The sequence below is a fragment of the Hymenobacter cavernae genome (genome assembly GCF_014641455.1).
GTDB lineage: Bacteria > Bacteroidota > Bacteroidia > Cytophagales > Hymenobacteraceae > Hymenobacter > Hymenobacter cavernae.
In genome coordinates, this window is sequence record NZ_BMHT01000001.1 from 434,207 (window position 1) to 457,103 (window position 22,897).

Below are 22,897 nucleotides of genomic sequence, written 5' to 3' on the forward strand. Positions count from 1 at the left end.
GGTTTGGGTGTGGAAGAAGTTGAATCGGCAAGGGCCAGCCAGTCTGCCATTTAAGCTTTCAATAACGGCTCGACTATTAAGTGGGTTACTGACACCAAGCTCAATAAGGGCGTATAGCCATAATCTTCTTTTGCTGGCAGCTTACTTTCTGCTTCCCCAGGCTAGCTTTTCGTCAGTTGGTAGACCAACACCCCCGCCGGCGTGATAACGTAGGCGTACTGCTCGCCTAATAGTACCTGCCTCACCTCCACAGCAGCAGCAGGCAGCGGTACATCTCGCTCATTGAAAGCATAGAGATGAAAGAAATGTAGCTGATTACCAACTAAATAATATAGCTCATCTTCTTTAAAGCCCACGTTATTCAGGCCGGTGAAAGGAAGCTTCTTGCGGTAGTTACCTAGGTTGTCGAACACGAAGATCCCGCTCGTGCGGTCTACCAGGTAAAGGTTGTTCTGGTATTGCCGCAGGAAGCGAAAATCGGGTTTAGAGCGCCCAATAATCAAATCGAGTGGCGTGCTGAGCGTGAGCCGCTGTGGCCCGGGGTCGAACTGTCGCAGGGTCAGGTCACTTTCGTTGAACAACCAAAGGCGGTCGTCGGGAGCCAGAGTTGCTACCCGAATGCTGCCGTCCACGAAGTCGGTGAGCCGCACCTTGGCAATGGAGATCAGGAAGCGGTCGAGCAGTACAATCTCCTGCCGGTCGTCGTAAAAAAGCAGAATTTTGGCGCTATTCCAGGCCTCAATCTGAGCAGTATGACCGGGTTGCGGCGGCGAATACGTGTTCAGCGTCTGACCGTCGGGGCCGTACTGATGGATGTTATCCTGCTCATCGGCCACGTAGAAATTGCCGCGTCGGTCCAGAGATGCTGCACCGGGCCTAGCTAGCTTGATAGTACGCACCAGCTTCCAGCCATTCACGTCAGCTACCGGCTGGGCTGGGTTAGGTGTTGCTGTAGGCGCCGAACTGATCGGAGCAATCTTAGAAGCCGGCGCCACCGAAGCCGCCGATGGCACTGTGGTTTGGGCTGTTAGAAGTGAGTAGTGCGTAGTGAGTAGTGAGACTAGAACAAGTCTTTTGATCCAAACTTTCTTATTAGTCTCTCTCCTACTCATTTCTCAGTTTCTGTTAAATCATAGAGCCTACTACTAAGCACTTACTACTTAATCCTGCTCAAAATGCATCAGCGCTAGCTGCTCGCCGTCGTAGCTGGCGTACGAACGGTAGTTCACCCACTCACCTAGGTTGATGTAGCGGCTGCCGGGCGCAACTTCTACATCCAGCGGCAAGTGGCGGTGTCCAAAAACATAGTAATCATGGTGATGCAGGCGCTCCAGTTCCCGGCAATACACCAGTAGCCACTCCTCCTCTCCGAAGTATTTCTCGTCCTTGGCCGTGTTCTGAATGCGACTGCGACGGCTCCAATTATTGGCAATACCGATACCTAGGTTTGGGTGTAGGCGCGCAAACAGCCACTGCGCCACCGGACTCGCAAAGACCTGCTTCAGAAACTTATACGTATAATCCTTCGGACCTAGCCCATCACCGTGGCCCATGTGAAAAACATGATTGCCAATGCGTTGGCTCACCGGGTGGCGCAGAATGGGAATATTCAGCTCCTGCGTGAAGTAGTCGAACATCCACATATCGTGGTTGCCGGTGAAGAACGTCACGGGAATGCCGCTATCGGTTAGCTCGGCTAGCTTGCCTTGCAGCCGGATAAAGCCGCGCGGAATGGCATGGCGGTATTCAAACCAGAAGTCGAAAATGTCGCCTACCAGATAAATAGCGGCGGCGTCGGCGGCACACTGATCGAGCCAGCGCACGATGCGCCGTTCGCGGGCGGCGGAGCTGGCAGCGTCGGGGGTTCCGAGGTGGAAGTCGGAGGCAAAATACACGCGGCGGCCGGCCGGCAGCGCGAGGTCAGGTAGTTGCGGCGGGCGCGTCATCCAATAAAAACAGCACGATGCTGCGCGGGCCATGCGCACCGAGCACCAACGTTTTTTCAATATCAGCCGTGCGGCTTGGCCCGGTTGTAAGCGAAATCATAGAGGGCAGCTTGCCGGCGTGATTATCCTTCACGGCTTGCAATCCTTCTCCAATATCAGGCACAATCTGCGACATGCGCGCCAGCACCAGGTGCTGGTCGGGGTAGATGCTCAGGCGGCGGCCGCTGGCAGAAGCACCACTCACCAGCACGCTACCCGTGCGGGCCACCAGTGCTTCGCACGTCGTTAAGCTAGCATCAGCTTTTTTAATGAAATCTTTTTCGTCGCCCACAAACACGAGTCCGGCCTTGTGGAGCAGCTTTTTCAGCTCAGGTTCCCACACAAACAGGTTCTCCAAGCTTTTCTCCTTTTTATAGGTAAAAAGCTGGTCGAAGAAATGATCTTCTGACTCGCAGTAGTAGAAAACACCACCAGTCCGCACGAAGCTCTGCGCGAACATCACCGCTAGGTCGTCAGCTGGTGCCGGGTGCAACGGAGCCGTAAAGTCGGGGGCAGCCGGTTGTGGGGCCGGCTTCTCCAACGACTCGCGGATGCGGCGTAGAATACTGTCGCGTGAACTTTCAGCCATTAGAAGTCTGGCAGGTCATAAGGATGATACCAGCCGTCAAAGATACGGACTCGACGGGCACTGAGTAGCCACAAAACAAAAGAGCTAGCCTTTGGGGCTAGCTCTTCGGTGACTTACATCACAATACGTACTTAAACCGGCGTTACGGCGCTGCCCGAAGGCACATCCGAATGACCGTTGGAATTCGGCTTGTCGTCTACACCCGGCAGGTTCATGTCAGGCAGATCATCACTTAAAGGAATAGGATGCTCCTGCTTCCGCTCGCTGAGGGTTTCGCTACGATCGGTGCCGGCCATGTGTGCCTGGTAAGTGGTCTGGCTGTCGTAAGGACGTTTGCCCACCAGACGCTCTAGGTCGTCTTGCAGCAGTACTTCCTTGTCCAGCAGCTCCTTGGCAATCACCTCCAGCTCGTGTCGACGCTCGGTCAGCAGCTCCTTGGTGCGGTTGTAGGCATTCTCGATGATGGTGCGCACCTCTTCGTCGATCATCTGCGAAGTAGCTTCCGAATACGGCTTAGTGAAGCCATATTCGTTCTGCCCTTTCGAGTCGTAGAAGGAGATGTTACCTAGCTTCGAGTTCATACCATACATGGTCACGATGCTGTAGGCCATCTTCGTGATGCGCTCCAAGTCGCTCAGAGCACCTGTGGAGATCTTACCGAACACCAACTCTTCAGCGGCGCGACCACCTAAGGCCATGCACATCTCATCGGTGAGCTGCTCGGTGTTGTATAGGAACTGCTCGCGGGGCAGATACTGTGCATAACCTAGGGCAGCCACGCCACGCGGTACAATGCTCACTTTCACCAACGGATCAGCGTGTTCCAGGAACCAACCCGCAATAGCGTGGCCAGCTTCGTGATACGCTACAATGCGCTTCTCATCGGGAGAAATGATCTTATTGCGCTTCTCCAAACCACCGATTACTCGGTCAACGGCGTCGGTGAAGTCCTGCATTGTCACCATCTTCTTGTCGCGGCGTGCGGCAATCAGAGCGGCTTCGTTGCAGACGTTGGCAATTTCAGCACCCGCAAAACCAGGCGTCTGAGCAGCTAGCTTCTTGGCTTCTACATCAGGACCTAGGGTCAGCGGCTTCAAGTGCACGTTGAAGATCTGCGTGCGACCATTGATGTCTGGTTTGTCGATACTGATCTGACGGTCGAAACGACCGGGACGCAGCAGCGCCGAGTCAAGCGTATCAGGTCGGTTGGTAGCAGCCAGGATGATAACCCCGGAGTCCGTACCGAAGCCGTCCATTTCTACCAGCAGCGAGTTCAGCGTGTTTTCGCGCTCGTCGTTGCCACCGGGCACGTTGCCGCGTGAACGGCTCCGACCAATGGCGTCAATCTCGTCGATGAAGATGATACAAGGCGCTTTGGCTTTAGCTTGCTTGAACAAGTCACGCACGCGGGCAGCACCCACACCAACGAACATCTCTACGAAGTCGGAACCCGACAGCGAGAAGAATGGTACGTCAGCTTCACCAGCTACGGCTTTCGCAAGCAAGGTTTTACCGGTACCGGGAGGACCTACCAGCAGCGCACCTTTCGGGATTTTACCACCTAGGATGGTGAACTTGGAAGGATTCTTCAGGAACTCGACAATCTCTTGTACTTCTTCCTTCGCTTCTTCCAGGCCAGCTACATCTTTGAACGTAATCTTTACCTTGTCGCCACCTTCAAACAAAGCAGCGCGCGATTTACCGATGTTGAAGATCTGACCACCGGGTCCGCCTGCACCGCTCATGCGACGCATCAGGAACCAGAAGCCCACGAACAACAGTAGGATGAAGCCCCAGCTTGTAATCAAGTCGCCATAGCCTTGGCGGTCTTTCACGTCGAGGCCTACGCGCTGTTCACGCGGCAGGTCAGCCTGCACTTTATCAAGGTCTTCCTTAAAGGTCTTACCATCTACCACACGGAAGCTGTACTGTGGTCCCTGCTCCATGGCAAGCGGACCACGACGAGCTAGCTCCGGATTATACTTGGCATTCTTAACGGCTTCTGGTTTGAGCGTTACCTCTACCATTCGGTCGTTTACGAGGGTCACGTCGCGCACATCGCCGGCCAGCAGCATCTGCTCGAAGCGCTGCTGCGTGGTCTCGATGGTCGAGGTGCTCCGGTTGAAGTAGAACATCCCGAAGATGAACACCACTAACCCGGCCAGCACCCACATCTGCATACTCGGCCGCGGCGTGGGCGCGGGTAGCATGGGTTTTTTCTTTTTGGGGGTCGTATCAGGCATGAATTGGGATTTCAGAGCAAAACATAAGCGGAACACACCGCTTGAAGGATTTGTTCGGGGCCGCTACGCTTGTTTTAGCGCGCTTCAGCCTCTTCTTCGATGTGAGAAATCTCGGCATCGCCCCACAGCTCCTCCAGAGCGTAGAACTGCCGCCGGTCGCGGAGGAACACATGCACCACCACGTCTACATAATCGAGCAATACCCACTCACGGTTGGTACGCCCTTCAGTTTGCCACGGGTTTTGGCCCGTCAGCTTTTCTACCTCTTCTTCTACGGAGCGAGCAATAGCGTCGAGTTGGGTATCAGATGAAGCCGAGCAGATAACAAAATAGTCGGCTACGGCATTCTTTAGTTCTTTGAGATTGAGTACCACGATATCGGCAGCTTTTTTTTCTTGCATACCGCGCACTACTACATCTGCCAATCTGTCCGAATCCTGCCGGACGAGGGTACTTTTCATAGGATACTATTAGGTTTGAACGTCACAAAGTACGAAAATCAGGTGGAGGCACTATCCCCCAATACCCTGTTCACGGGCCAGCAACTACTCTGGTTGCCTGAATGTGAATCCACAAACACGGAAGCCCAGCGCTTAATCGTCAAAAACAGCGCCACCGAAGGTTGCACCGTAATTACCGACAAACAGACCGCCGGTCGCGGCCAACGTGGCAACCAATGGGAGGCAATGCCGGGCGAAAACCTGACACTTTCGGTAGTCTGGTTTCCTGGTTTCCTGGCTGCCAACGATCAATTTCAACTCAGCCAAGCCGTGGCGCTAGCCGTGCACGACTGGGCTGGTAGTTTGCTCGGCCCCGATCCGGTGCTGCGCCTGAAATGGCCCAACGACCTGTTCTTTAGCGACCAGAAGCTAGGTGGAATACTCATTGAAAACACGGTAAGCGGCGCTAAAATTCAATCTAGTATCGTCGGAATTGGGTTAAATATCAATCAACAAAATTTTGGCATTGCCACCGCCACGTCTTTCGGAAGGCTTACCGGCCGCCATTATATGCTGCCGCCGTTAGCCGCCCGATTGCTCGAATGCCTGGAGCGCCGCTACCTGCAACTGCGCGCCGGACAGCTCACCAACCTGCGCGCTGACTACCTGCGCGCTCTGTACCGCTACCAGGAATGGCACCCCTATGAGGTAGCCGGCAAAAGAGTGCAGGGCCGCATTACTGCTATAGACGAAGCCGGCCGCTTAATACTTGAAATTGATGGAAGATTATTCCACTTCGGCCTGCAAGAAGTCAAGTTCGTCTACGATTAGGTGCAGAACGTAGAAAAATACGCTTTGGTAAAAGAAGGACAGGCAATCTTTGACGCATCGTAGGCTGATTTAGTATGCCGAATGACAAAATTGTTCATCTGCCGTTCAGGCAATTAAACCTTCTTGCAACCTTTTCCTCTAAATAAACATCAGTACCCTGACAAGTTGCTAGGTTTCTCTCACGAGGCACGGTGCTTGTCAATCTGATCGTCGTACGAGTAAATCTCGTGGCTCCTTTTACTGAAGAAACCCGATATTTGCCGGATTGCTCTTTTTCTTACCCCACCTTTGCACCATGAAAATTTTTACGCGTTATGTACTGATTGTGGCTTTCATAGCTGCGCGCCTGACGGTTTTGGCCGCCAGCGTCACGCCCAAAGCTAGCCTCTTGGCCCACTCAGCTCAGGAAGTCCGCGCTACTACTGCTAACCCCGTTTTAAGTATTTATCCGAACCCGGCTAAGGGTATCGTGACGGTTTCGCTGAACCAACGCATTGGCCTAGGTCAGGATTACAAACTGCGCCTGAGCAATATTATTGGCCGCGAAGTACGCACCACATCGTTGCGCCCCGAGGATAACACCAACTCGATGGCCATGAACCTGTCGGACTTGCCGGGCGGCATGTACTTCTACAGCTTACTCATAAACGATAAAATTGTAAGTACGAAACGTCTCGTATTACAGAATTAATTGATTACCTTGTCATCGTTTTCCGAGCGAAAGCAGCCGATTCTTCGGCTGCTTTTTTTGTGCTTCGTGCTGGCAAGCTGACTTTAGTAGCTGAAAACCGCATGTGGCACGGCCGGATTTATTGCCTACTTTTGGCTCTTCTCTGATTTAGTAAGTATGCGTCGTTATCAAAGCCTGAATAATTTAGTGGGCTGGCTGGTATTTGCAATTGCCACTCTCACTTACCTGCTTACCCTAGAGCCTACTGCTAGTTTTTGGGACTGCGGCGAGTTTATCGCCTGCTCCTACAAGCTGCTGGTGCCGCACCCACCGGGAGCACCCACCTTCCTGCTGCTAGGTCGCATTATGTCGCTGTTTTCCTTCGGCGACGTCACGAAAGTAGCGGTGCTGATCAATGCCTTGTCGGCGCTAAGCAGCTCCTTTACAGTGCTCTTCCTATTCTGGACTATTACCATACTGGCAAAGAAGCTGGTGCTTGGCAGCAATGTCCCGAACGACGAGCAGCTAGTACCAACCAGCGGCCAAACACTCCTGATCCTAGGTTCAGGCGTAGTGGGTGCCTTGGCTTTTGCCTTCTCCGATTCGTTCTGGTTCAATGCCGTAGAAGGTGAAGTGTACGCTATGTCGTCACTGTTTACGGCGGCGGTTGTCTGGATTATGCTGAAGTGGGAAAACCGCGCCCACGAAGCCGATTCTGATAAGTGGCTGATACTGATCGCGTATGTGGTCGGTCTGAGCATCGGGGTTCACTTGCTGAACCTGCTGGCACTGCCGGCACTTGGCTTTATCTACTACTACCGTCGCACGGCTAACCCTACTACAATGGGGGGCATCATCACGCTGGTAGTCAGTATGATTATCGTGGGAGCTATTCTGGTCGGCATCATTCCGGGCTTGCCTTCGCTGGCGGGCGCGGTGGAAGTGTTCTTCGTGAATACCCTAGGTCTGCCTTTCGATTCGGGCCTGATATTCTTCCTGATCGTTTTTGTCGCGCTGATCTGGCTAGGTTTCCGCTACTCGTTCCGCACGCGTAACCGTCTGGTGAACACCGCCATGCTGAGCTTCGTGTTCATTCTGATCGGCTACTCGACCTACCTTATCGTTCCGATTCGCAGCAGCTACCACCCCACCATCAACGAGAACGATCCGGAGGATGTGTTGTCGTTTGTGAGCTACCTGAAGCGCGAGCAGTACGGCGACCGGCCCCTGCTCTACGGTCCGCAGTTCAATGCCGAGCCGGTTAGCCAGGAAGAAGGCGCGCCCCGCTACGTGCGCAAAGGCGACAAGTACGTGGTAGCCGAAAAGCGCCTCGAAACCATTTACCGCGACGAAGACAAAATGCTGTTGCCGCGCCTGTACAGCTCGCAGCCGGAACACATCTACAACTACAAGAAGTGGATTGACATCCAGCAATATACCGACCCCGAAACCGGCCGCCCAGCGTATGCCAAGCCGACCATGGGCCAGAACCTGAGCTTCCTGTTCCGCTACCAGATGGGGCACATGTACATGCGCTACTTCCTCTGGAACTACGTGGGTCGGGAAAGTGACGTACAGCAGGCTGGCGTGGTATGGCCTACTTCGTCGAAGCAAGGCTTGCCGGAGCGCGTTGCGGAAAGCAAGGCGCACAACAACTTCTTCGCAATTCCGCTGATCCTAGGTTTAGTGGGTCTGTTCTTTCACGTACGCCGCGACGGCCGCACCGCTTTCATCGTGGGGCTGCTGTTTGTGTTCACGGGTCTGGCCATTGTGCTTTACCTGAACCAGCCGCCGATTGAGCCGCGCGAGCGGGATTACACCTTCGCGGGCTCTACTTACGCTTTTGCCATCTGGATTGGTCTTGGCGTGCTAGGTATTGCCGAGCTGCTCCGGACGGTGCTGAAAGCCGATACGGCACGTGGTGCGGTAGCATTGCTGCTAGGTTTGTTGGCTCCCGGTCTGATGGTAGCGCAGGGCTGGGACGACCACAACCGCTCCGACCGTTATGCTTCAGTAGACTCGGCGAAGAACCTGCTGAACTCCTGTGCTCCGAACGCTATTCTGTTTACCAACGGCGACAACGACACCTTCCCGCTCTGGTACGCGCAGGAGGTAGAAGGCATCCGAACGGACGTGCGTGTGGCCGTATTGAGCTACCTGAACACCGACTGGTACATCGATCAAATGAAGCGCCGGGCTTACAAATCGGAGCCGCTGCCCATTTCGATGGAAAACAAGGACTACTCGCAGGGCACGAATGACTACCTGCCCTACGTAGAGAATCCGGGAGTTAAGGAGCTAAACCTCAAAGAGTTCATCCAGCTGGTAGAGCAAAACAGCCCGTTGCTGCAAGTAGGTACGCAGAGCGGCAGCACGATGCTGTCGTTCCCGGCGCGCAAGTTCTTCCTGGACGTTGACACTGCCGCTGTTGAAAAGCTAGGTATCATCCCGGCCGAGCGCCGCAAGCAGCTCGTGCCGCGCATGGAGTGGGACCTAGGTAAGGGTGCCATTGAGAAGAAGAACCTGGTGATTCTGGACATTCTGGCTACGAATAACTGGAAGCGCCCCGTGTACTTCTCGACAACCGTCGACAACTCGGATTTCATGAACCTTCAGCCGTACTTCCAGTTGGAGGGCATGGCAAACCGCATCCTACCGGCGCGCGACCCAAGCTACGACCCCAAAGCTGACCGCGAGGGCTACGTGGCTAAAGACGTCATGTACAAGAACATGATGCAGGTCTTTGCGTATCGCAACCTCAACGATCCGAATATTTTCTACGACGAAAACAGCCTGCGCTTCCCGGCCAACTACCGCGACAAGTTCAACCAGCTGGCTGAAGCGTACCTGGCGGCCGGCGACAAAGCGAAGGCCAAGGAAGTGCTGAATAAGTCGTTTGAAGTAATGCCGGACAAGTCGATTCCATATGACTTCTACACGCCGCAGGCCATTGTGCCGCTGGTAGAAGTAGGCGAAAAGCAGCGCGCCAACGAGATTATGGACACCGTAACGAACCGTGCGCAACAGGCATTAGCGTATTACTCAACGCACAACAGCGCCCTGTTCGACCGCGAGATTCAGACGCACCTGATCAGCTTGAGCAATGTGTACCGGGCTGCCGAGCAAATTGGCGACCAGCAACGCGCTTCTAAAGCCGTGTCGCTGCTCAACCAATATTATCCGCAGCAGTAAACCGACCTAGGTTTAGAGAAGAAAAGCCGGTTCCTTTCGGGAATCGGCTTTTTTCGTTGTAATACGTAAGCAAACTTGCGGCGAAACGTTGTGAAGAGTAGGCTTGCCAGTGCGATAGTAATTGCTGAAATGAAAAAACCGATTCTTCTTGCCTTAGCGTCTCCTTTCTTACTTGTGCTCAGCTTGTTAAGTCTGCTGAGCGCAGTACCGGCTGGTCCGCGCCGCGACTTTTCGGATCAGTATCGCACCGAGCGCCAGGTGCAGGTTGATACCCGCCGCGAGAACGACAGTCTGCACGTTTTTCTCCGCTTCGCTGATGCGCAAGCGCCCCGCTCCGGTCAGCCGCTGCAAGTGGCCGCTTGGCCCGATTACGAAAGTCGGCGCCCGGTTTGGCAGGACAGCGTGCGGCACCTGTCCCGGCGCACCCGGCACCTAGGTTCGGCTACGCTGGTCGACTTCTCGCTGCCGGTTGCCTCCCTCGCTGCCGGGCAGCTGGTGAACGTGTACAGCGGCACAACCAATAATGAGGACAGCGGTGCAGGTGTGTGGCTGGAAATCACGCCGGAGCGACTCAATCGCACCTTTATGTTGACTGACTCTGTCGGCGACCCGCTTCTGCGGCGCTATGTACGTGTCGGTGAGGTTTTTCAAGTGAGCAGCTATGGCGCTCAACAGCCGCTTACGATAAAGCAGTACGAGCCGAACTTCATGGCAGCGTTGCCGCCGATGACCAATCCGGCAACGCTGCCGCCTCCGCCCCGGACGATGACCCTCCAGGACTCTTCCACCATTCAAGCAGGACGCCGCATCAAGCTGGCTGGTCCGGGGTTGTACTCGCTTCGGGTGAATGGCAGCACCCGGCCTGTTGGCCTGCTGGCGGAGCGCAATAGCTTTCCGGAGCTAACGGTAGCCGTTGAGCTTATTCAGCCGCTTATTTACCTTACCTCGACGGCGGAGCGCCAGAAGCTGTACAACTCGCCCGACCCTAAGCGGGCAGTTGACCAGTTTTGGCTTGGCGTAGCCGCCAATCAGCAAGTAATAGCTCGCCAGCTGATTCGCACCTATTATGAACGGGTGGCGGCGGCTAACCGCTTGTTTTCAAGCTACAAAGCTGGTTGGATGACTGACCGCGGCATGCTTTATATTGTGTATGGCCCACCGGAAACGGTGTATCGGACGGCTACAGAGGAGCGCTGGCTGTATCGGCCGGGCACCACGGGCGAAGGCACGTACACGTTCCACCCGAAACCGAGTACCTTTGCACCCGAACACTATGAATTGGTGCGCCGCCCCGAGTACGAACGACTCTGGTATGCCGCCGTCGAGCAATGGAGAAAAGGACTGACCGCCCCGACGGCCCGCTGAATGAGCGCCGCCGCTTTTACGATTCCGAGAACCGCCCGGTGAACCGGCCAAACGACCGCGCCGAACGGGGCGCGGAAGGCGACCGTGCGCCCCGCGGCGACAAGCCGCGCTACCCGCACAAGCCCGCCGCCGACCGCAGCATTGAGATGCTGTTTGGCCTGCGCCCCATCTTGGAGGCGCTGAATGCAAACCGCACGCTGGAGAAAATCTACCTGCTGCGCAGCACCAAAAACAGCATTACGCAGGAGATAAGCGAGTTGGCTAAAGCTGCTAATATTCCAGTGGCCTTGGTGCCGCTGGAAAAGCTGAACGACCTTACCCGCAAAAACCACCAGGGCGCAGTAGCCTTCGTGTCGCCTATCGACTATCAGCCGCTTGATAGCATTCTGGCCGGCTTGTACGAGGAAGGTAAAACGCCGCTTCTGCTTCTGCTCGACCGCATCACTGACGTGCGCAATTTCGGCTCTATTGCCCGAAATGCGGAGTGCCTAGGTGTTAACGCCATTGTGGTGCCGAGTCGTGGCGCGGCCCAGATCAACGGCGACGCTCTCAAGACCTCGGCCGGCGCCCTGAACCTGATTCCGGTGTGCCGGGAGCCTAATCTGAAAGAAACCATTGCTTTCCTGCAACAGTCGGGGGTGCAGGTGGTGGCGTGCACCGAGAAAGCAGAATCTAGCCTTGAGGCTGGCAACGTTGACCTTACCGGCCCGGTAGCGGTGCTCATGGGCAGCGAAGAAGATGGTATTTCGCCGGAATACCTAAAGCTGGCCGATCACAAAATCCGCATTCCGATGGTGGGGCAGATTAGTTCGCTCAACGTGTCGGTTGCCAGCGGTATTATGCTGTTTGAAGTGCAGCGCCAGCGTCTGCGAGCCGCAGCCGGCCAGTAAGCTTACACCAGACAATTACTTATTATACTTTGAGCAGCTAGGTTTCGCTTCGGCAAAACCTAGCTGCTTCATTTACGCTCATGCTTGATTCTCTTCAATTTACTCCTGCTACCCCGGCTGACGTTCCGGCCTTGGTGGCACTCGTAAACAGCGCCTACCGCGGCGATGAATCCCGCAAAGGCTGGACTACTGAAGCTGATTTGCTGGAAGGCATTCGGACGGACGCTGACTCTTTGCACGAGATGCTGCAAACGCCGACCGTCACCATTCTCAAATGCACCGATGCCGAAGAACAATTGCTTGGGTGCGTGTACCTGGAGAAGAAGGCGGAGACGCTGTACCTAGGTATGCTCTCCGTAAAGCCGGGCTTGCAGGCGCAAGGCATCGGCAAACAGCTACTGCAAGCGGGAGAAGCCTACGCTCAGCAGCAGCACTGCCAGACAGTGACGATGACGGTCATTTCGGTGCGGCACGAGCTGATTGCTTGGTATGAGCGGCGCAGCTACCGCCTAACTGGTGCTACCGAGCCGTTCCCAACCTCCACTAAGTTCGGCATTCCGAATCAGAAACTCCTGTTTGTGGTGATGGAGAAGTCGCTTTCGCTCACCGCCTAGTAGCAACCTGCTTACACGCAAAAAGCCCCGACACTTGGCAGGTATCGGGGCTTTTCGTTGGAACGCTGCAAGTCTTAATAGCCTGGGTTCTGAGCCAACGTACCGTTGGTGTTCAGGTCGATAGACGTCTGCGGAATGGGCAAAAGCAAGTGTTTCTGCGTCAGGCCCGTTACGGAAGCGCCGTTCAGGCGGAGCGTGCGTTCTACGAGTGTGCCGGTGCGCATCAGCGTAATGCGGCGCTGCTCCTCGCCAATCAGCTCGCGGGCGCGCTCATCGAGGATAAAGTTCAGGTTTATCTGGCTGGCCGTCACCTGCGGAGCCTGAGCGCGGGTGCGCAGCATGTTGATGCTAGCGGCTGCTTCGGCCAGTTTGCCTTGCTTGAACTGCGCCTCGGCCAGCAGCAGATACGTTTCACCTAAACGCATCATAGTCAGATCTTTAATAGTACCGAAGCCGAAGGTGTCGGCGGGGTCAAACTGGTTCCACTTGGTGGTGTAGGGCGTAATATTGTAGATAGTATCCGAGCCCGTCAGGCCCGTCACGCGCTTGCCGTAGGTGGCGGGCATCGTGGCGTCGTTGTAGTAGAAGCGCCGCTTGAGGTTATACTTCGAGTTGCGCATATCTGGATTTGAGTACAGCCGGTAGTCGACCCAGTTGCTGAGGCGCAGGCGACCTAGGCCACGGCCTCCGAGCGAATCAGCCAAGGCCATCCCTTTGATGTTGTAGTAAGCGGGCACCCACATGCGGCGCTGCTGCGCGCTGGTGGTGGCACCGGGTACGAGCAACTGCTGCTCAATACCCCAGATGACTTCCGTGTTGCCTTGGTTGCGACGCTGGTTGCCAACAATAAACATGTCGGAGAAGTAGTCGCCGGGCTGGCTGGCTCGCACCCCATAGCGGGCCATGATGAGCTTGTACTGATTGCTGTTGATCAGGGCTTGCAGCACTTGCTCGGCCTGCGCGTTCTGGCCAGTGCGCAGGTACACTTCACCGAGCAGGTGCTGGGCTGCACCCCGCGTAATCCGCCCCGACGCAGCTTGGCTCGCAGTGAACATACTTGGAATAGCCGTTGTCAAGTCGTTGATGATAAATGCATTGACGTCCGCAACTGGTGTGCGCGTGAAGTCAGTGCGCGGCGAGGTCACGGGTGCTTCTACCAGCGGCACGTCGCCCCAGAGGGTTGCCAGGAAATTGTAAGCGTAGGCGCGGAAGAACCTAGCTTCCGCGCTGATGCGGTTTTTGTAGCCCTGCCGCAACGTGGCCGGCGCATTGGCTGCGCCCTGAATAATCTGGTTGCAGTTGTTGATGGTCCGGTAAGCCCAACTCCACATCACTTCTGCGGCCCGGTCTTGCGGGTTGAGCAAGGTGTAGTTGTAGTAGGGAATCTCAGCCCCCTGCACCTGACCAGGAATGGCTACGTCGGTGCCTTCCTGCATCATGCCGAGCAGGCCCTGCTCATCGGAGCGGGTGTACTGCTCGCGCACCACCGATTGCAGGCCGGCCATAGCCGATTCGAAGCCCAGCGAGTCCACAAGCACCGTTTGGGGCGTGTAGAGCGAGGCGGGGTTTTCGTCGAGGTAATCTTTCTTACAAGAGCTGATAAACTGAGCCGTGACCAGCAGGGCTGTAAAGGCTAGCGCAAAGCGTTTCATATGTCGAAGTGGGATTTTTTAAAATGAGCTGCCAGCTATTATTGCTTAGCTGATGGCTGTTAGCTGTTAGCTTTTTCGATAAGGTGGAAAGGCTAGCAGCTAACAGCCATCAGCTAACAGCTGAAAATTTTAACGCAGACCTAGGTTGAGGCCGAAGACGAACGTGCGCACGGTGGGGAAGTTGGGGTTGGAGCCCTGCGTCGCACCCGGCGTGCCATTATTGACGTTCGTATTGGGACTGAAATTCGTGGATGAGCTGAGCAGGCTGATGGGGTTGTCGATGTTGCCGGTGCCGTTGCCGAGGGTGTAGGTCTGCTCGGGGTCCCAGCCAACCCACTTGGTCCAGGTGTAGAGGTTGCGCCCGCTCACGTACACCGACAGTGCACCTAGCTTGAGCTTATCGATCAGGGCGGCCGGGAAGGTATAGTTCAGCGTTAGGTCTTTAAGGCGCGTGAAGCTACCGTTGCTCGGAAAACCGTACTGACGGGGGTTGATGTAGCTCAAGCCGGGACGGTCTTGGCTCTTGTTTTCGGGTGTCCAGTAGCCAACTTCCCGCGAGGTGTTGAGGCGCCCACCTAGATCCAGAAAGTTCAGGTTGTTGTTGTTCTTCAGCACGCCCTGCACCGTCTGGATGAACACCCGCAAACTCAACCCTTTGTAGGTAAAGGTGTTGGTGATGCCGCCCTGCCATTTGGGAAGGTTCGTACCTAGGTACCGGCGGTCGAGAGTTGTGATCTGCTTGTCGCCGTTGAGGTCCGCAAACTTCAGGTCGCCGGGCTTGGCGGTGGGGTCCTGGCCGCTGGGGTCTTCTCCCTGCTGCCACACGCCGGTTTTTACGTAAGTGTACACGCCGTTGAGCGGCCGACCAATGAAGAGGTTGTTGCCGATGTCATCGGCGCTGGTGTACCCTAGGCTCAGCAGCTTGTTGCGGTTGCCCGAGGCGTTCAGGGTCGTTTCCCAGGTGAAGTTGGAGTTCTGCACGTTAGCCGTGGTCAGGCTCACTTCCAGACCGCGGTTGCGCACCGAGCCTACGTTGTCCAGAATGGTGCCGTAGCCCGAGATAATCGGAATCTGACGGTTCAGCAGCAGATCCTCGGTTTTGGCGTCGTAGTACTCAACGGTACCGGTGATGCGGTTTTTCAGAAAGCCAAAATCCACCGCATAGTTGGCGCTGGTCGTTTGCTCCCACTTCAGAAGTGGGTTTCCGATCCGGTTGGGCTGTACGCCCGTGGTGGGTACCCCGCCGTAGGCATATTGCAGCAGCCCGTTGCCCGTGATGGTGCCATACGGATTGATGCCTTCATTTCCTGTAGTGCCATACGAAAAGCGCAGCTTCAGCACGTTCACCGTGCTTTGGTCTTTCAGGAAAGCCTCGTTGCCGATGTTCCATCCTAGGGCTACGGAAGGGAAGATGGCGTACTTGTCGGCCTCAGCACCGAACACCGACGAGCCGTCGCGCCGGGCCGTCACCGTGAACAGGTAGCGGCTGTCGTAGTTGTAGTTGAGGCGTCCCATCTGCGACACCAGTGTGCGGCGCTCACTATACGAGCTGATGGTGGGCGTGTTCGCACCCGAGCCAATGCTGTTAAAGCCAATCCGGTCGTTGATGAAGCCGGTGGCCGTTTGGCTGGTCGTGAAGTAGCGGTTTTCCTGGGCGCTGTAAAGGGCCGTCAGATCGAAGTGGTGCTTGCCGAACGTCCGGTTGTAAAACAGCAGGTTCTCCACTGTGTAGTTCTGGCGCTCATCGTTGATGAGTTGGGCCGTGCCGCGCAGGTCGCCGAAGGCCCGACCGTTGTAGTTGGCGAAGCGCCCGGGTCGGTACGAGTACGTGGCGTTCAGGCGGTATTTCAGCCCTTCTATAAAGGTAGGCTCCACCTCAGCGTAGCCGGTGCCGGTGAGCTGATTTACGCGGTCCTCGCGCTGCGTGGTCAAACCTAGCAAGGCATTCTTCACCAGCTGTTCCGGCGGCTGCGGATAAATCGTGTAGGTGCCGTCGGGGTTGTAAGGCGTGCCGTAGGGGCTCAGCACCTGGGCCAGGCTCAGGTCGGCGCGGCCGCCGTTGTCGTTGGAAGTCGAGTAGAAAGCCGAGGTGCCTACGCGCAGCCAGTCCGTGAGCGTGGCGTCAATGTTCGAGCGCAGGCTAATCCGCTGAAACTGGTAGCCTTTGATAATGCCTTTCTGCTTGAAATAGTCGCCCGATACGAAGAATTTCACGTTTTCGGTACCACCCGAAATAGAGGCGTTGTGGTCCTGAATAAAGCCTTGCTGCTTAACCAGATCCATCCAGTCGGTGGTGCGACCGGCATTGTAGTTTTCCAGCTCACCGGTGTTTGGTACGGGCGAGAGGTTGATGCCGCGCTGGCGGGTAAACTCCTGCCACTTCTCCGAGAAGGCTGGCCCATTGAGCGGGTGCAGCTTGTTGACCATGTACTCGGGTCCGGCGTAGCCGTTGTAGCGAATCTGGGGCTTACCGGTTTTGCCGCGCTTGGTCGTCACCAGGATTACCCCGTTGGAGCCCCGCGTGCCATAGATGGCCGTCGAAGAAGCATCCTTCAGAATCTCGATAGAGGCAATGTCGTTGGGGTTGATGTCGTTCAGGTTGCCCGGAAACGGCACCCCATCTACTACCAGGTACGGGTTGGTGCCGGCAGTGATGGAGCGCACACCCCGGATCTGGATGTTAGGCTGACTGCCCGGCACGCTCGACGAAGCAGTGATGTTGACACCTGCTACCGCACCTTGCAGCGCCTGCGCCACGTTCGAAACCGGAATACGCTCCAAGCGGTCCTGCGGCACCGAAGCCACGGAGCCCGTCACGTCGGAGCGTTTCTGGGTGCCGTAGCCCACCACCACTACCTCGTTCAGGTCCTGCGTGTTCTGGGCTAGCTTGATAGAAAAAGTAGTCTGGGTGCCAACCGGAATTTCCTGCTTCACGTAGCCGATGGAGGAAATGACCAACGTAGGCGTGGTGGCACCCGCCGGAATGTTGAGGGTGAAGCGGCCGTTTACGTCGGTGGTAGTACCTAGGGTGGTGCCTTTCAGCACCACCGTGGCGCCCGGCATCCCATTGCCCTTTTCGTCGAGCACCGTGCCGGTTACCGGTCCTTCGGCAGCTAGCTCCGTGTTGGCGGGCAGCGCTGAATTGGCGACTGCCTTGTTGTTGCCCTCCGCGTTCTTCGCATAAGCAGCAGCAGAAAGCGAGGCTTGTAGAGGCACAAGTGCCCCGCATAAGAGTAATGTTTTTACTCTCATAGATGAAAAGAATTAGCATCCCGGCCGATGCCGGAACAGGTGGGAGATGGAGAAGACAAGCACGAATTATCCGCCTGAAAACCTAGCACATGCGTGAGGCTACTGCCCTCGCCCCGGCGGCTCGCCAGCAGGCAGCGCCACAGCCAGACTTCAATTGAATAGTCGAAAAGTACACCTCCTTTCCGGAGCAGGACGGGGTGCTTTTAGTCAAAATGGGGGATAAATTAGGCAGCTGTCCGATTTTAGCAACCTAGGTCTCAACCCGTTGTATAAACCGCCGTTGCGGCCCACCCGCCACCCCCGCCGGCGCAGTCAAGCCCTTTGCCGGGGGCGCCAGTTAGCTGACGAGGAAAAGGCAGGAGCAGGAGGCATGGAAAGCCCCGGCTTCTTACCTTAACGCCCACTAACCAAAACGGACCTCATGGATACATCATCCCTTTTCGACCTGACCGGCAAAATCGCGCTGGTAACGGGCTGCAACAAAGGCATCGGGCAAGGCATGGCCCTAGGGTTGGCGGCAGCCGGCGCCGACATCATCGGCGTGTCGGCTTCGCTGGCTCTGAGCGGCAGCGAAACCGAACAGGCCGTACGCGCCCTGGGCCGCAACTTCACCGCCTACCAGGCCGACTTCAGCCAGCGCGACCAAGTCGACAGCTTTATTCAGCGGGTACAGCAGGATTTCCCCCGCATCGACATTCTCATCAACAACGCCGGCACCATCCGCCGCGCCCCCGCCGCCGAGCACTCCGACGAATACTGGGATGAGGTGCTCACCATCAACCTGGATGCGCCTTTCCGCCTGGCCCGCGCTATTGGCGGGCAGATGCTGGCGCAGGGCTCGGGCAAGATCATCTTCACGGCTTCGCTGCTCACGTTTCAAGGCGGCATCAACGTGCCGGGCTACGCGGCCAGCAAAGGTGCTATCGGTAGCTTGGTGAAGGCGCTGGCAAACGAATGGGGCGGCAAAGGCGTGAACGTGAATGCTATTGCGCCCGGCTACATTGCCACCGACAACACCGAGGCCCTGCGCAACGACCCCGACCGCAGTCAAAGCATCCTAGGTCGCATCCCGGCCGGCCGCTGGGGCACCCCCGACGATTTCAAAGGCCCAACGGTTTTCCTCGCCTCCAAGGCTGGCGACTACGTACACGGCACCATCCTGACCGTCGACGGCGGCTGGATGGGACGGTAAGAAAATGTTAAGTGTTGAATGTTGAGTGTTGAATTGTAGACGCAATGCGTAATCCACTCTCCTTATTCAACACCTGACATTCAACATTCAACACTCAACATTCAACACTTCCATGATTCAATACTATGCCTGTAGCCCGCGCGAAACGGCGGCTATGAATACGACGGAGCTGCGCAGCCACTTTCTGGTTGAAACCGTTTTTGTGCCCGGCGACATCAACCTGGTGTACACGCACTACGACCGCATGATTGTGGGTGGCGCTTCGCCCCTCTCGGAGTCGCTGACGCTTCCTTGCCCTGAAAATCTTAAGGCGAACTTCTTCCTGGAACGCCGGGAGCTAGGGGCGCTCAACATCGGTGGCCCCGGCCAGATTGTAGTCGATGGGCAGACCTACGACCTAGGTACCCAGGATTGCCTGTACGTGGGCCGAGGCTCGCGCGAGGTGCAGTTCAGCAGCGTCGATGCTGCGAATCCGGCCAAGTACTACATCTTGTCGGCCCCCGCTCATAAGGAATACCCGACCACGCGCCGCACCCAAGCCGAAGCAACCCCGGTGGAAATGGGCGCGATGGAAACGGCCAACCAGCGCACCATCTACAAGTACATCTATAACGAAGGCATTCCGAGCTGCCAGCTCGTGATGGGCCTCACCCAGCTCAAGCCCGGCAGTGTGTGGAACACCATGCCCAGCCACGTCCACGACCGGCGCATGGAGGCGTACCTCTACTTCAACTTGCCCGAAAACCAGCGCGTGCTGCACATGATGGGTGAGCCGCAGGAAACCCGTCCGCTGTGGATCAGCAACGAGCAGGCAATTCTTTCACCGCCCTGGTCGATTCATACGGGTTGTGGCACCAGCAACTACGCCTTCATCTGGGGTATGGCCGGCGAAAACCTGGAGTACACTGACATGGACCCCGTTGGCATCTACGACCTGAGCTAGGTTTTTAGCGTCGAAGTAGGTAGCGCGAACCGAAGGAAGGCGTTAGCCAAGCCTTCGGTTCGCGCTACATTTTTTCCTACCAATCAACTTTCAGCAACGACACGCCTTGCCGCGGCAAACCTAGGTCGAGAGCAAGCGTACCGTTTTTCACATGAAATTTTGCTGGCTTACCTAGCATTTGTAGCTGCCCGGCTTTTTCCAGTGCTGTTATCTGCGCGGCGGTTGGCTGCGCTGGTGAGCCCATCTTTTTCCAGGCTTCGTACGAGTTGCTGCGCTCATTATCAATTCGGTAATGTGTTACCGTAACGGCGCTGGCGGGCACATCCTGCAAGCGCACCTGCACGGGCTCAGTGGGGCCAGCCTGATTAGCATCATGATAATTCCAGACCAATACAGTAGCCGTGCGCTGCTCTTTGGCGGCTAGCGCGCCGATGTCGGGGCGGGCGCGCACGCTCGAGTCGAGCACGGTTTGGAGCGGGTACATGCGCGGGCTTTGCACGGCTACGCGTTGGCCCTTCATCATACCTAGCATGCGAAACACGTTCAGCACCGGCTTATCGACGCCATTGGTAGCTAGGTCCCGATAGCCCGCAAACCACGGCTGGTTCTCAAACTCGAATGACCAGTTTGTAGCCCCGATGAGGTTGGCTTGGTAGGCATCCATTAAGGCATACTCGCGGGCCAGCGAGGCCGCCGTGTAGCTCGAATACATGGTGCCGTTGCGGTACGCGTTTTCCGGGTTAGTCTGCATGCCGCAGGCCGCGCACCCTTCCGGGTCCGATTCGCCGAGGATGATGGGTAAGTTCTTCAGCTGCGGGTACTTGGCGACAATTTTCAGGTGCCCGTCGATGTTGCGCAGCTGCTGGCGCACATCCATCACCACCATGCCGTTCACAAGTTTCGGGGCGCCTTTGGCATGGAACAGGATAGCATCCAGCGGTGAACCTACTTTACCGGTCGCGTAGTTGGTTTCCTCCAGGCAATGCTTGAGAAACGCATCCAGGTACTTCTGCGCGCCACCCGTCACGTTGGGGCCGCCGATGCGGGCGGTAGGCAGGGCACGCTTCACGCCATCGGCGGCGTAGTCGTAGAGCTTGAAGAAGTCGGCTTGCGTGCCTTTCCAGTAGAAGCCGTCCGGCTCATTCCAAACCTCCCAGTACCAGCTTTCCACCTCCTTTTGCCCGTAGCGCTGCACGCAGTGGCGCACCCATTGGTAGGCTAGCTCGCCCCACTTCTGGTAATCTTTGGGCGGGTAAGCCCAGCCGGTCACAATGTTCTGGTACGGCTGCCCCGGCTGCCAATAATGGCGGTACGGCTCCGGGTGCGTCGACATAGCCTCAGGCATAAAACCTAGCTGCGCCAACGGCTTCATACCACGCTTGATGTACGTGTCGAAAATGCTGTCGACAATGGCCCAGCTGTAGTGCGGCCGGCCTTGCGCATCTTCGGTGTACACGTTCGTGGAGCCCCATTTCATGGCTGCGGTGCCGTCGCCGGACGTCAGCAGGTTGTGCGCCCGCACGTACACCGGCACCGGACTAAGCTGGCTCAGCTCGGTGAGGAGCTTGCGGCCGTCCTTCATATAGGTGTAGTTCGGCTCGTCGTAGCCAAACCACGCCCAGATCGGCTTCATCGGACCTAGCTCCTGTTGCAGGTTCACGTCGATGCGCACGGGCTCAGGAGTTGGCGCCTTTTGGGCGCGTCCTGCTTCGCAGACAAGCAGCATTAGTAGCAGCAGCCAAACCGGCTGCCGCAATGAGCTAGCTGTTTTAAATAGCATACCTAGGTTATGCCTGCCTGATAAGTGGGTGGAAGTGCGGGCGCTGAGCGGAACAGCAGGCGCTTAAAGCTAGCTGATTATCAGGTTCCGGCAAGCAGCTGGCTTCAGGCAGAACTCCTTCGATACCTCCGTGAACCGACCTAGGTATGCGTGCTATCTGTTACGCTTTCTGCGCCACCACCAGCATGTTCTGCGACAGCACAAACTCCGTATGACCGGTTTCGGCCATCAGCAGCAAGCGGTGCGGCGCCGTCAGCACGCCCCAGAGCAGGCGGCGGATCAGGGACGTAACGCCGTGAACAACAGGTTTATCCTCTGAGTACGCAACTGTGGAGAACCCCACGGTTTTCAGCAATTGGCGCATCGAGGTGGGCGTAAATGCTTGTTCGTGGGTTAAGTCACCGTAGCGTATGCGCATGCCGTAGAGGCCTTCGGCATTTGGAACGTGAATAATCAGGCGTCCGCCTTTGTTGAGCTTGACGAAGATGCTGTCAAGCAACTCAAAAACAAACGTTAGCGGCAGGTGTTCCAGAATGTCAATCAGCAACACGACATCCGCCGACTCCTTATCGTCGGACAGGAAATCCTCAATATTACCGAGTTGCACCTCCTCGACGCCCAACCGATGCGCCAGCTCCACTTGCTCGGCCGACGTATCGACCCCAACCAAGTTCTGATAGCCGCATTGCTTCAGAAAATAGAGGTGCGCTCCGTGTCCGCAACCTAGGTCCATAATCCGGACGCTTCGATCCGCCGGAATGTGTCGCTTGATTAATTGGGTTATGTAGGGAGCATTGCCAGAAAACAAGCTCGTGCCGTTCTGTAGCTGGTCCAGCACCTTCCCGCCGCCCTGTTCACTACTAACGTAGACGTTGTACAATCTGTCCTTGAAATCCATACCACTCCGCCGTTATGTCGTTACCTTCAAACAAGCACTTGCGCTAGAGGCATTTACCTCAAATACAAGTCTGTTGTGAACTCCCTCTTCTCACGCCCTGAAATCCAAGAGTCAGGTCGTGCAGCCTAGCTTCGCTAACCGGCAGCGTTGCGGCCGATTATTGTAAGCGCCAACGTATAGGTGTGGGAATGAAGCATCTGCAGGATAATTTGCATAAGATGCTCAGTAGGTGATGGTCTGGTTATGCTAGTAAGCTATGGAATGGCTCGTCTGGCCAAACACGCACGGCAGTTCGCGTCTCTGAACTTTATTGCGCCACTCAAAGCTAGCTCTGCAACTGCCGCTCAGGCATTAACGAAGC

General features: G+C 56.3%; 17 protein-coding genes. 8 read left to right on the forward strand and 9 right to left on the reverse strand.

Going from position 1 to position 22,897, the window contains the following annotated elements:
- Positions 1 to 161: 161 nt before the first annotated feature.
- The 5 genes from IEX74_RS01785 to rsfS form a co-directional block, all read right to left on the reverse strand.
- Positions 162 to 1,013, reverse strand: coding sequence for a hypothetical protein (locus tag IEX74_RS01785; protein ID WP_188810345.1), 852 nt, complete (start codon positions 1,011 to 1,013; stop codon positions 162 to 164).
- 147 nt (positions 1,014 to 1,160) lie between these two features.
- Positions 1,161 to 1,946 (reverse strand): UDP-2,3-diacylglucosamine diphosphatase, encoded by a 786-nt coding sequence (locus IEX74_RS01790; RefSeq protein WP_188810347.1) that lies wholly within the window; start codon positions 1,944 to 1,946, stop codon positions 1,161 to 1,163.
- Positions 1,921 to 2,574, reverse strand: coding sequence for a LutC/YkgG family protein (locus IEX74_RS01795; protein WP_188810349.1), 654 nt, complete (start codon positions 2,572 to 2,574; stop codon positions 1,921 to 1,923). The genes IEX74_RS01790 and IEX74_RS01795 overlap by 26 nt, the downstream gene beginning before the upstream one ends.
- A gap of 131 nt (positions 2,575 to 2,705) precedes the next feature.
- Positions 2,706 to 4,817, reverse strand: coding sequence for an ATP-dependent zinc metalloprotease FtsH (ftsH, locus tag IEX74_RS01800; protein WP_188810351.1), 2,112 nt, complete (start codon positions 4,815 to 4,817; stop codon positions 2,706 to 2,708).
- 74 nt (positions 4,818 to 4,891) lie between these two features.
- Positions 4,892 to 5,278: a ribosome silencing factor gene (rsfS, locus tag IEX74_RS01805; RefSeq protein ID WP_188810353.1), complete on the reverse strand. Its 387-nt coding sequence runs from the start codon at positions 5,276 to 5,278 to the stop codon at positions 4,892 to 4,894.
- A gap of 15 nt (positions 5,279 to 5,293) precedes the next feature.
- Here rsfS and IEX74_RS01810 point away from each other — a divergent pair, with 15 nt between their 5' ends.
- The 6 genes from IEX74_RS01810 to IEX74_RS01835 all read left to right on the forward strand — a co-directional run bounded on the left by IEX74_RS01810 (position 5,294) and on the right by IEX74_RS01835 (position 12,819).
- A complete protein-coding gene (locus tag IEX74_RS01810) occupies positions 5,294 to 6,088 on the forward strand; it encodes a biotin--[acetyl-CoA-carboxylase] ligase (protein ID WP_229755080.1) in 795 nt (264 codons plus the stop codon).
- Between the two features lie 295 nt (positions 6,089 to 6,383).
- Positions 6,384 to 6,779 carry a T9SS type A sorting domain-containing protein gene (locus IEX74_RS01815; protein ID WP_188810355.1) on the forward strand — a complete coding sequence of 132 codons (396 nt, stop codon included), beginning with the start codon at positions 6,384 to 6,386 and terminating at the stop codon, positions 6,777 to 6,779.
- A gap of 156 nt (positions 6,780 to 6,935) precedes the next feature.
- The gene (locus IEX74_RS01820; RefSeq protein ID WP_188810357.1) at positions 6,936 to 9,950 is read left to right on the forward strand and encodes a glycosyltransferase family 117 protein; all 3,015 of its coding nucleotides are present in this window, start codon (positions 6,936 to 6,938) and stop codon (positions 9,948 to 9,950) included.
- A gap of 174 nt (positions 9,951 to 10,124) precedes the next feature.
- Complete coding sequence (locus IEX74_RS01825) at positions 10,125 to 11,315, forward strand: GWxTD domain-containing protein (protein WP_188810359.1); 1,191 nt, start codon at positions 10,125 to 10,127, stop codon at positions 11,313 to 11,315.
- Positions 11,279 to 12,205 (forward strand): 23S rRNA (guanosine(2251)-2'-O)-methyltransferase RlmB, encoded by a 927-nt coding sequence (rlmB, locus tag IEX74_RS01830; protein ID WP_308421104.1) that lies wholly within the window; start codon positions 11,279 to 11,281, stop codon positions 12,203 to 12,205. Before IEX74_RS01825 ends, rlmB begins: the two co-directional genes overlap by 37 nt.
- A gap of 80 nt (positions 12,206 to 12,285) precedes the next feature.
- Positions 12,286 to 12,819, forward strand: a complete 534-nt coding sequence (locus IEX74_RS01835; RefSeq protein ID WP_188810361.1) for a GNAT family N-acetyltransferase — start codon at positions 12,286 to 12,288, stop codon at positions 12,817 to 12,819.
- Between the two features lie 74 nt (positions 12,820 to 12,893).
- On the opposite strand, the gene IEX74_RS01840 is transcribed toward IEX74_RS01835, so the two are convergent.
- Positions 12,894 to 14,471 carry a RagB/SusD family nutrient uptake outer membrane protein gene (locus IEX74_RS01840; protein ID WP_188810363.1) on the reverse strand — a complete coding sequence of 526 codons (1,578 nt, stop codon included), beginning with the start codon at positions 14,469 to 14,471 and terminating at the stop codon, positions 12,894 to 12,896.
- Between the two features lie 129 nt (positions 14,472 to 14,600).
- Positions 14,601 to 17,723 (reverse strand): SusC/RagA family TonB-linked outer membrane protein, encoded by a 3,123-nt coding sequence (locus tag IEX74_RS01845; RefSeq protein WP_188810365.1) that lies wholly within the window; start codon positions 17,721 to 17,723, stop codon positions 14,601 to 14,603.
- A 421-nt stretch (positions 17,724 to 18,144) separates the two neighbouring features.
- Here IEX74_RS01845 and kduD point away from each other — a divergent pair, with 421 nt between their 5' ends.
- Together kduD and kduI are read left to right on the forward strand one after the other, a co-directional pair.
- Positions 18,145 to 18,915, forward strand: a complete 771-nt coding sequence (gene kduD, locus IEX74_RS01850; RefSeq protein WP_188810367.1) for a 2-dehydro-3-deoxy-D-gluconate 5-dehydrogenase KduD — start codon at positions 18,145 to 18,147, stop codon at positions 18,913 to 18,915.
- 112 nt (positions 18,916 to 19,027) lie between these two features.
- Positions 19,028 to 19,858 (forward strand): 5-dehydro-4-deoxy-D-glucuronate isomerase, encoded by an 831-nt coding sequence (gene kduI, locus IEX74_RS01855; protein ID WP_188810369.1) that lies wholly within the window; start codon positions 19,028 to 19,030, stop codon positions 19,856 to 19,858.
- 76 nt (positions 19,859 to 19,934) lie between these two features.
- Here kduI and IEX74_RS01860 read toward each other — a convergent pair whose 3' ends face one another.
- On the reverse strand, positions 19,935 to 21,638 hold the full coding sequence (locus IEX74_RS01860; protein WP_373285518.1) for a GH39 family glycosyl hydrolase: 1,704 nt from the start codon (positions 21,636 to 21,638) through the stop codon (positions 19,935 to 19,937).
- Positions 21,639 to 21,798: 160 nt separating this feature from the next.
- Positions 21,799 to 22,536: a class I SAM-dependent methyltransferase gene (locus tag IEX74_RS01865; RefSeq protein WP_188810370.1), complete on the reverse strand. Its 738-nt coding sequence runs from the start codon at positions 22,534 to 22,536 to the stop codon at positions 21,799 to 21,801.
- Between the last annotated feature and the right edge of the window lie 361 nt (positions 22,537 to 22,897).

Excerpts from the sequence above, each read along its gene's own strand:
- IEX74_RS01790 (WP_188810347.1), bottom strand. The coding sequence starts at position 1,946 with ATGACGCGCCCGCCGCAACTACCTGACCTCGCGCTGCCGGCCGGCCGC.
- IEX74_RS01795 (WP_188810349.1), bottom strand. The coding sequence starts at position 2,574 with ATGGCTGAAAGTTCACGCGACAGTATTCTACGCCGCATCCGCGAGTCG.
- ftsH (WP_188810351.1), bottom strand. The coding sequence starts at position 4,817 with ATGCCTGATACGACCCCCAAAAAGAAAAAACCCATGCTACCCGCGCCC.
- rsfS (WP_188810353.1), bottom strand. The coding sequence starts at position 5,278 with ATGAAAAGTACCCTCGTCCGGCAGGATTCGGACAGATTGGCAGATGTA.
- IEX74_RS01815 (WP_188810355.1), top strand. The coding sequence starts at position 6,384 with ATGAAAATTTTTACGCGTTATGTACTGATTGTGGCTTTCATAGCTGCG.
- IEX74_RS01820 (WP_188810357.1), top strand. The coding sequence starts at position 6,936 with ATGCGTCGTTATCAAAGCCTGAATAATTTAGTGGGCTGGCTGGTATTT.
- rlmB (WP_308421104.1), top strand. The coding sequence starts at position 11,279 with ATGGAGAAAAGGACTGACCGCCCCGACGGCCCGCTGAATGAGCGCCGC.
- IEX74_RS01835 (WP_188810361.1), top strand. The coding sequence starts at position 12,286 with ATGCTTGATTCTCTTCAATTTACTCCTGCTACCCCGGCTGACGTTCCG.
- IEX74_RS01840 (WP_188810363.1), bottom strand. The coding sequence starts at position 14,471 with ATGAAACGCTTTGCGCTAGCCTTTACAGCCCTGCTGGTCACGGCTCAG.
- IEX74_RS01845 (WP_188810365.1), bottom strand. The coding sequence starts at position 17,723 with ATGAGAGTAAAAACATTACTCTTATGCGGGGCACTTGTGCCTCTACAA.
- kduD (WP_188810367.1), top strand. The coding sequence starts at position 18,145 with ATGGATACATCATCCCTTTTCGACCTGACCGGCAAAATCGCGCTGGTA.
- kduI (WP_188810369.1), top strand. The coding sequence starts at position 19,028 with ATGATTCAATACTATGCCTGTAGCCCGCGCGAAACGGCGGCTATGAAT.
- IEX74_RS01860 (WP_373285518.1), bottom strand. The coding sequence starts at position 21,638 with ATGCTATTTAAAACAGCTAGCTCATTGCGGCAGCCGGTTTGGCTGCTG.
- IEX74_RS01865 (WP_188810370.1), bottom strand. The coding sequence starts at position 22,536 with ATGGATTTCAAGGACAGATTGTACAACGTCTACGTTAGTAGTGAACAG.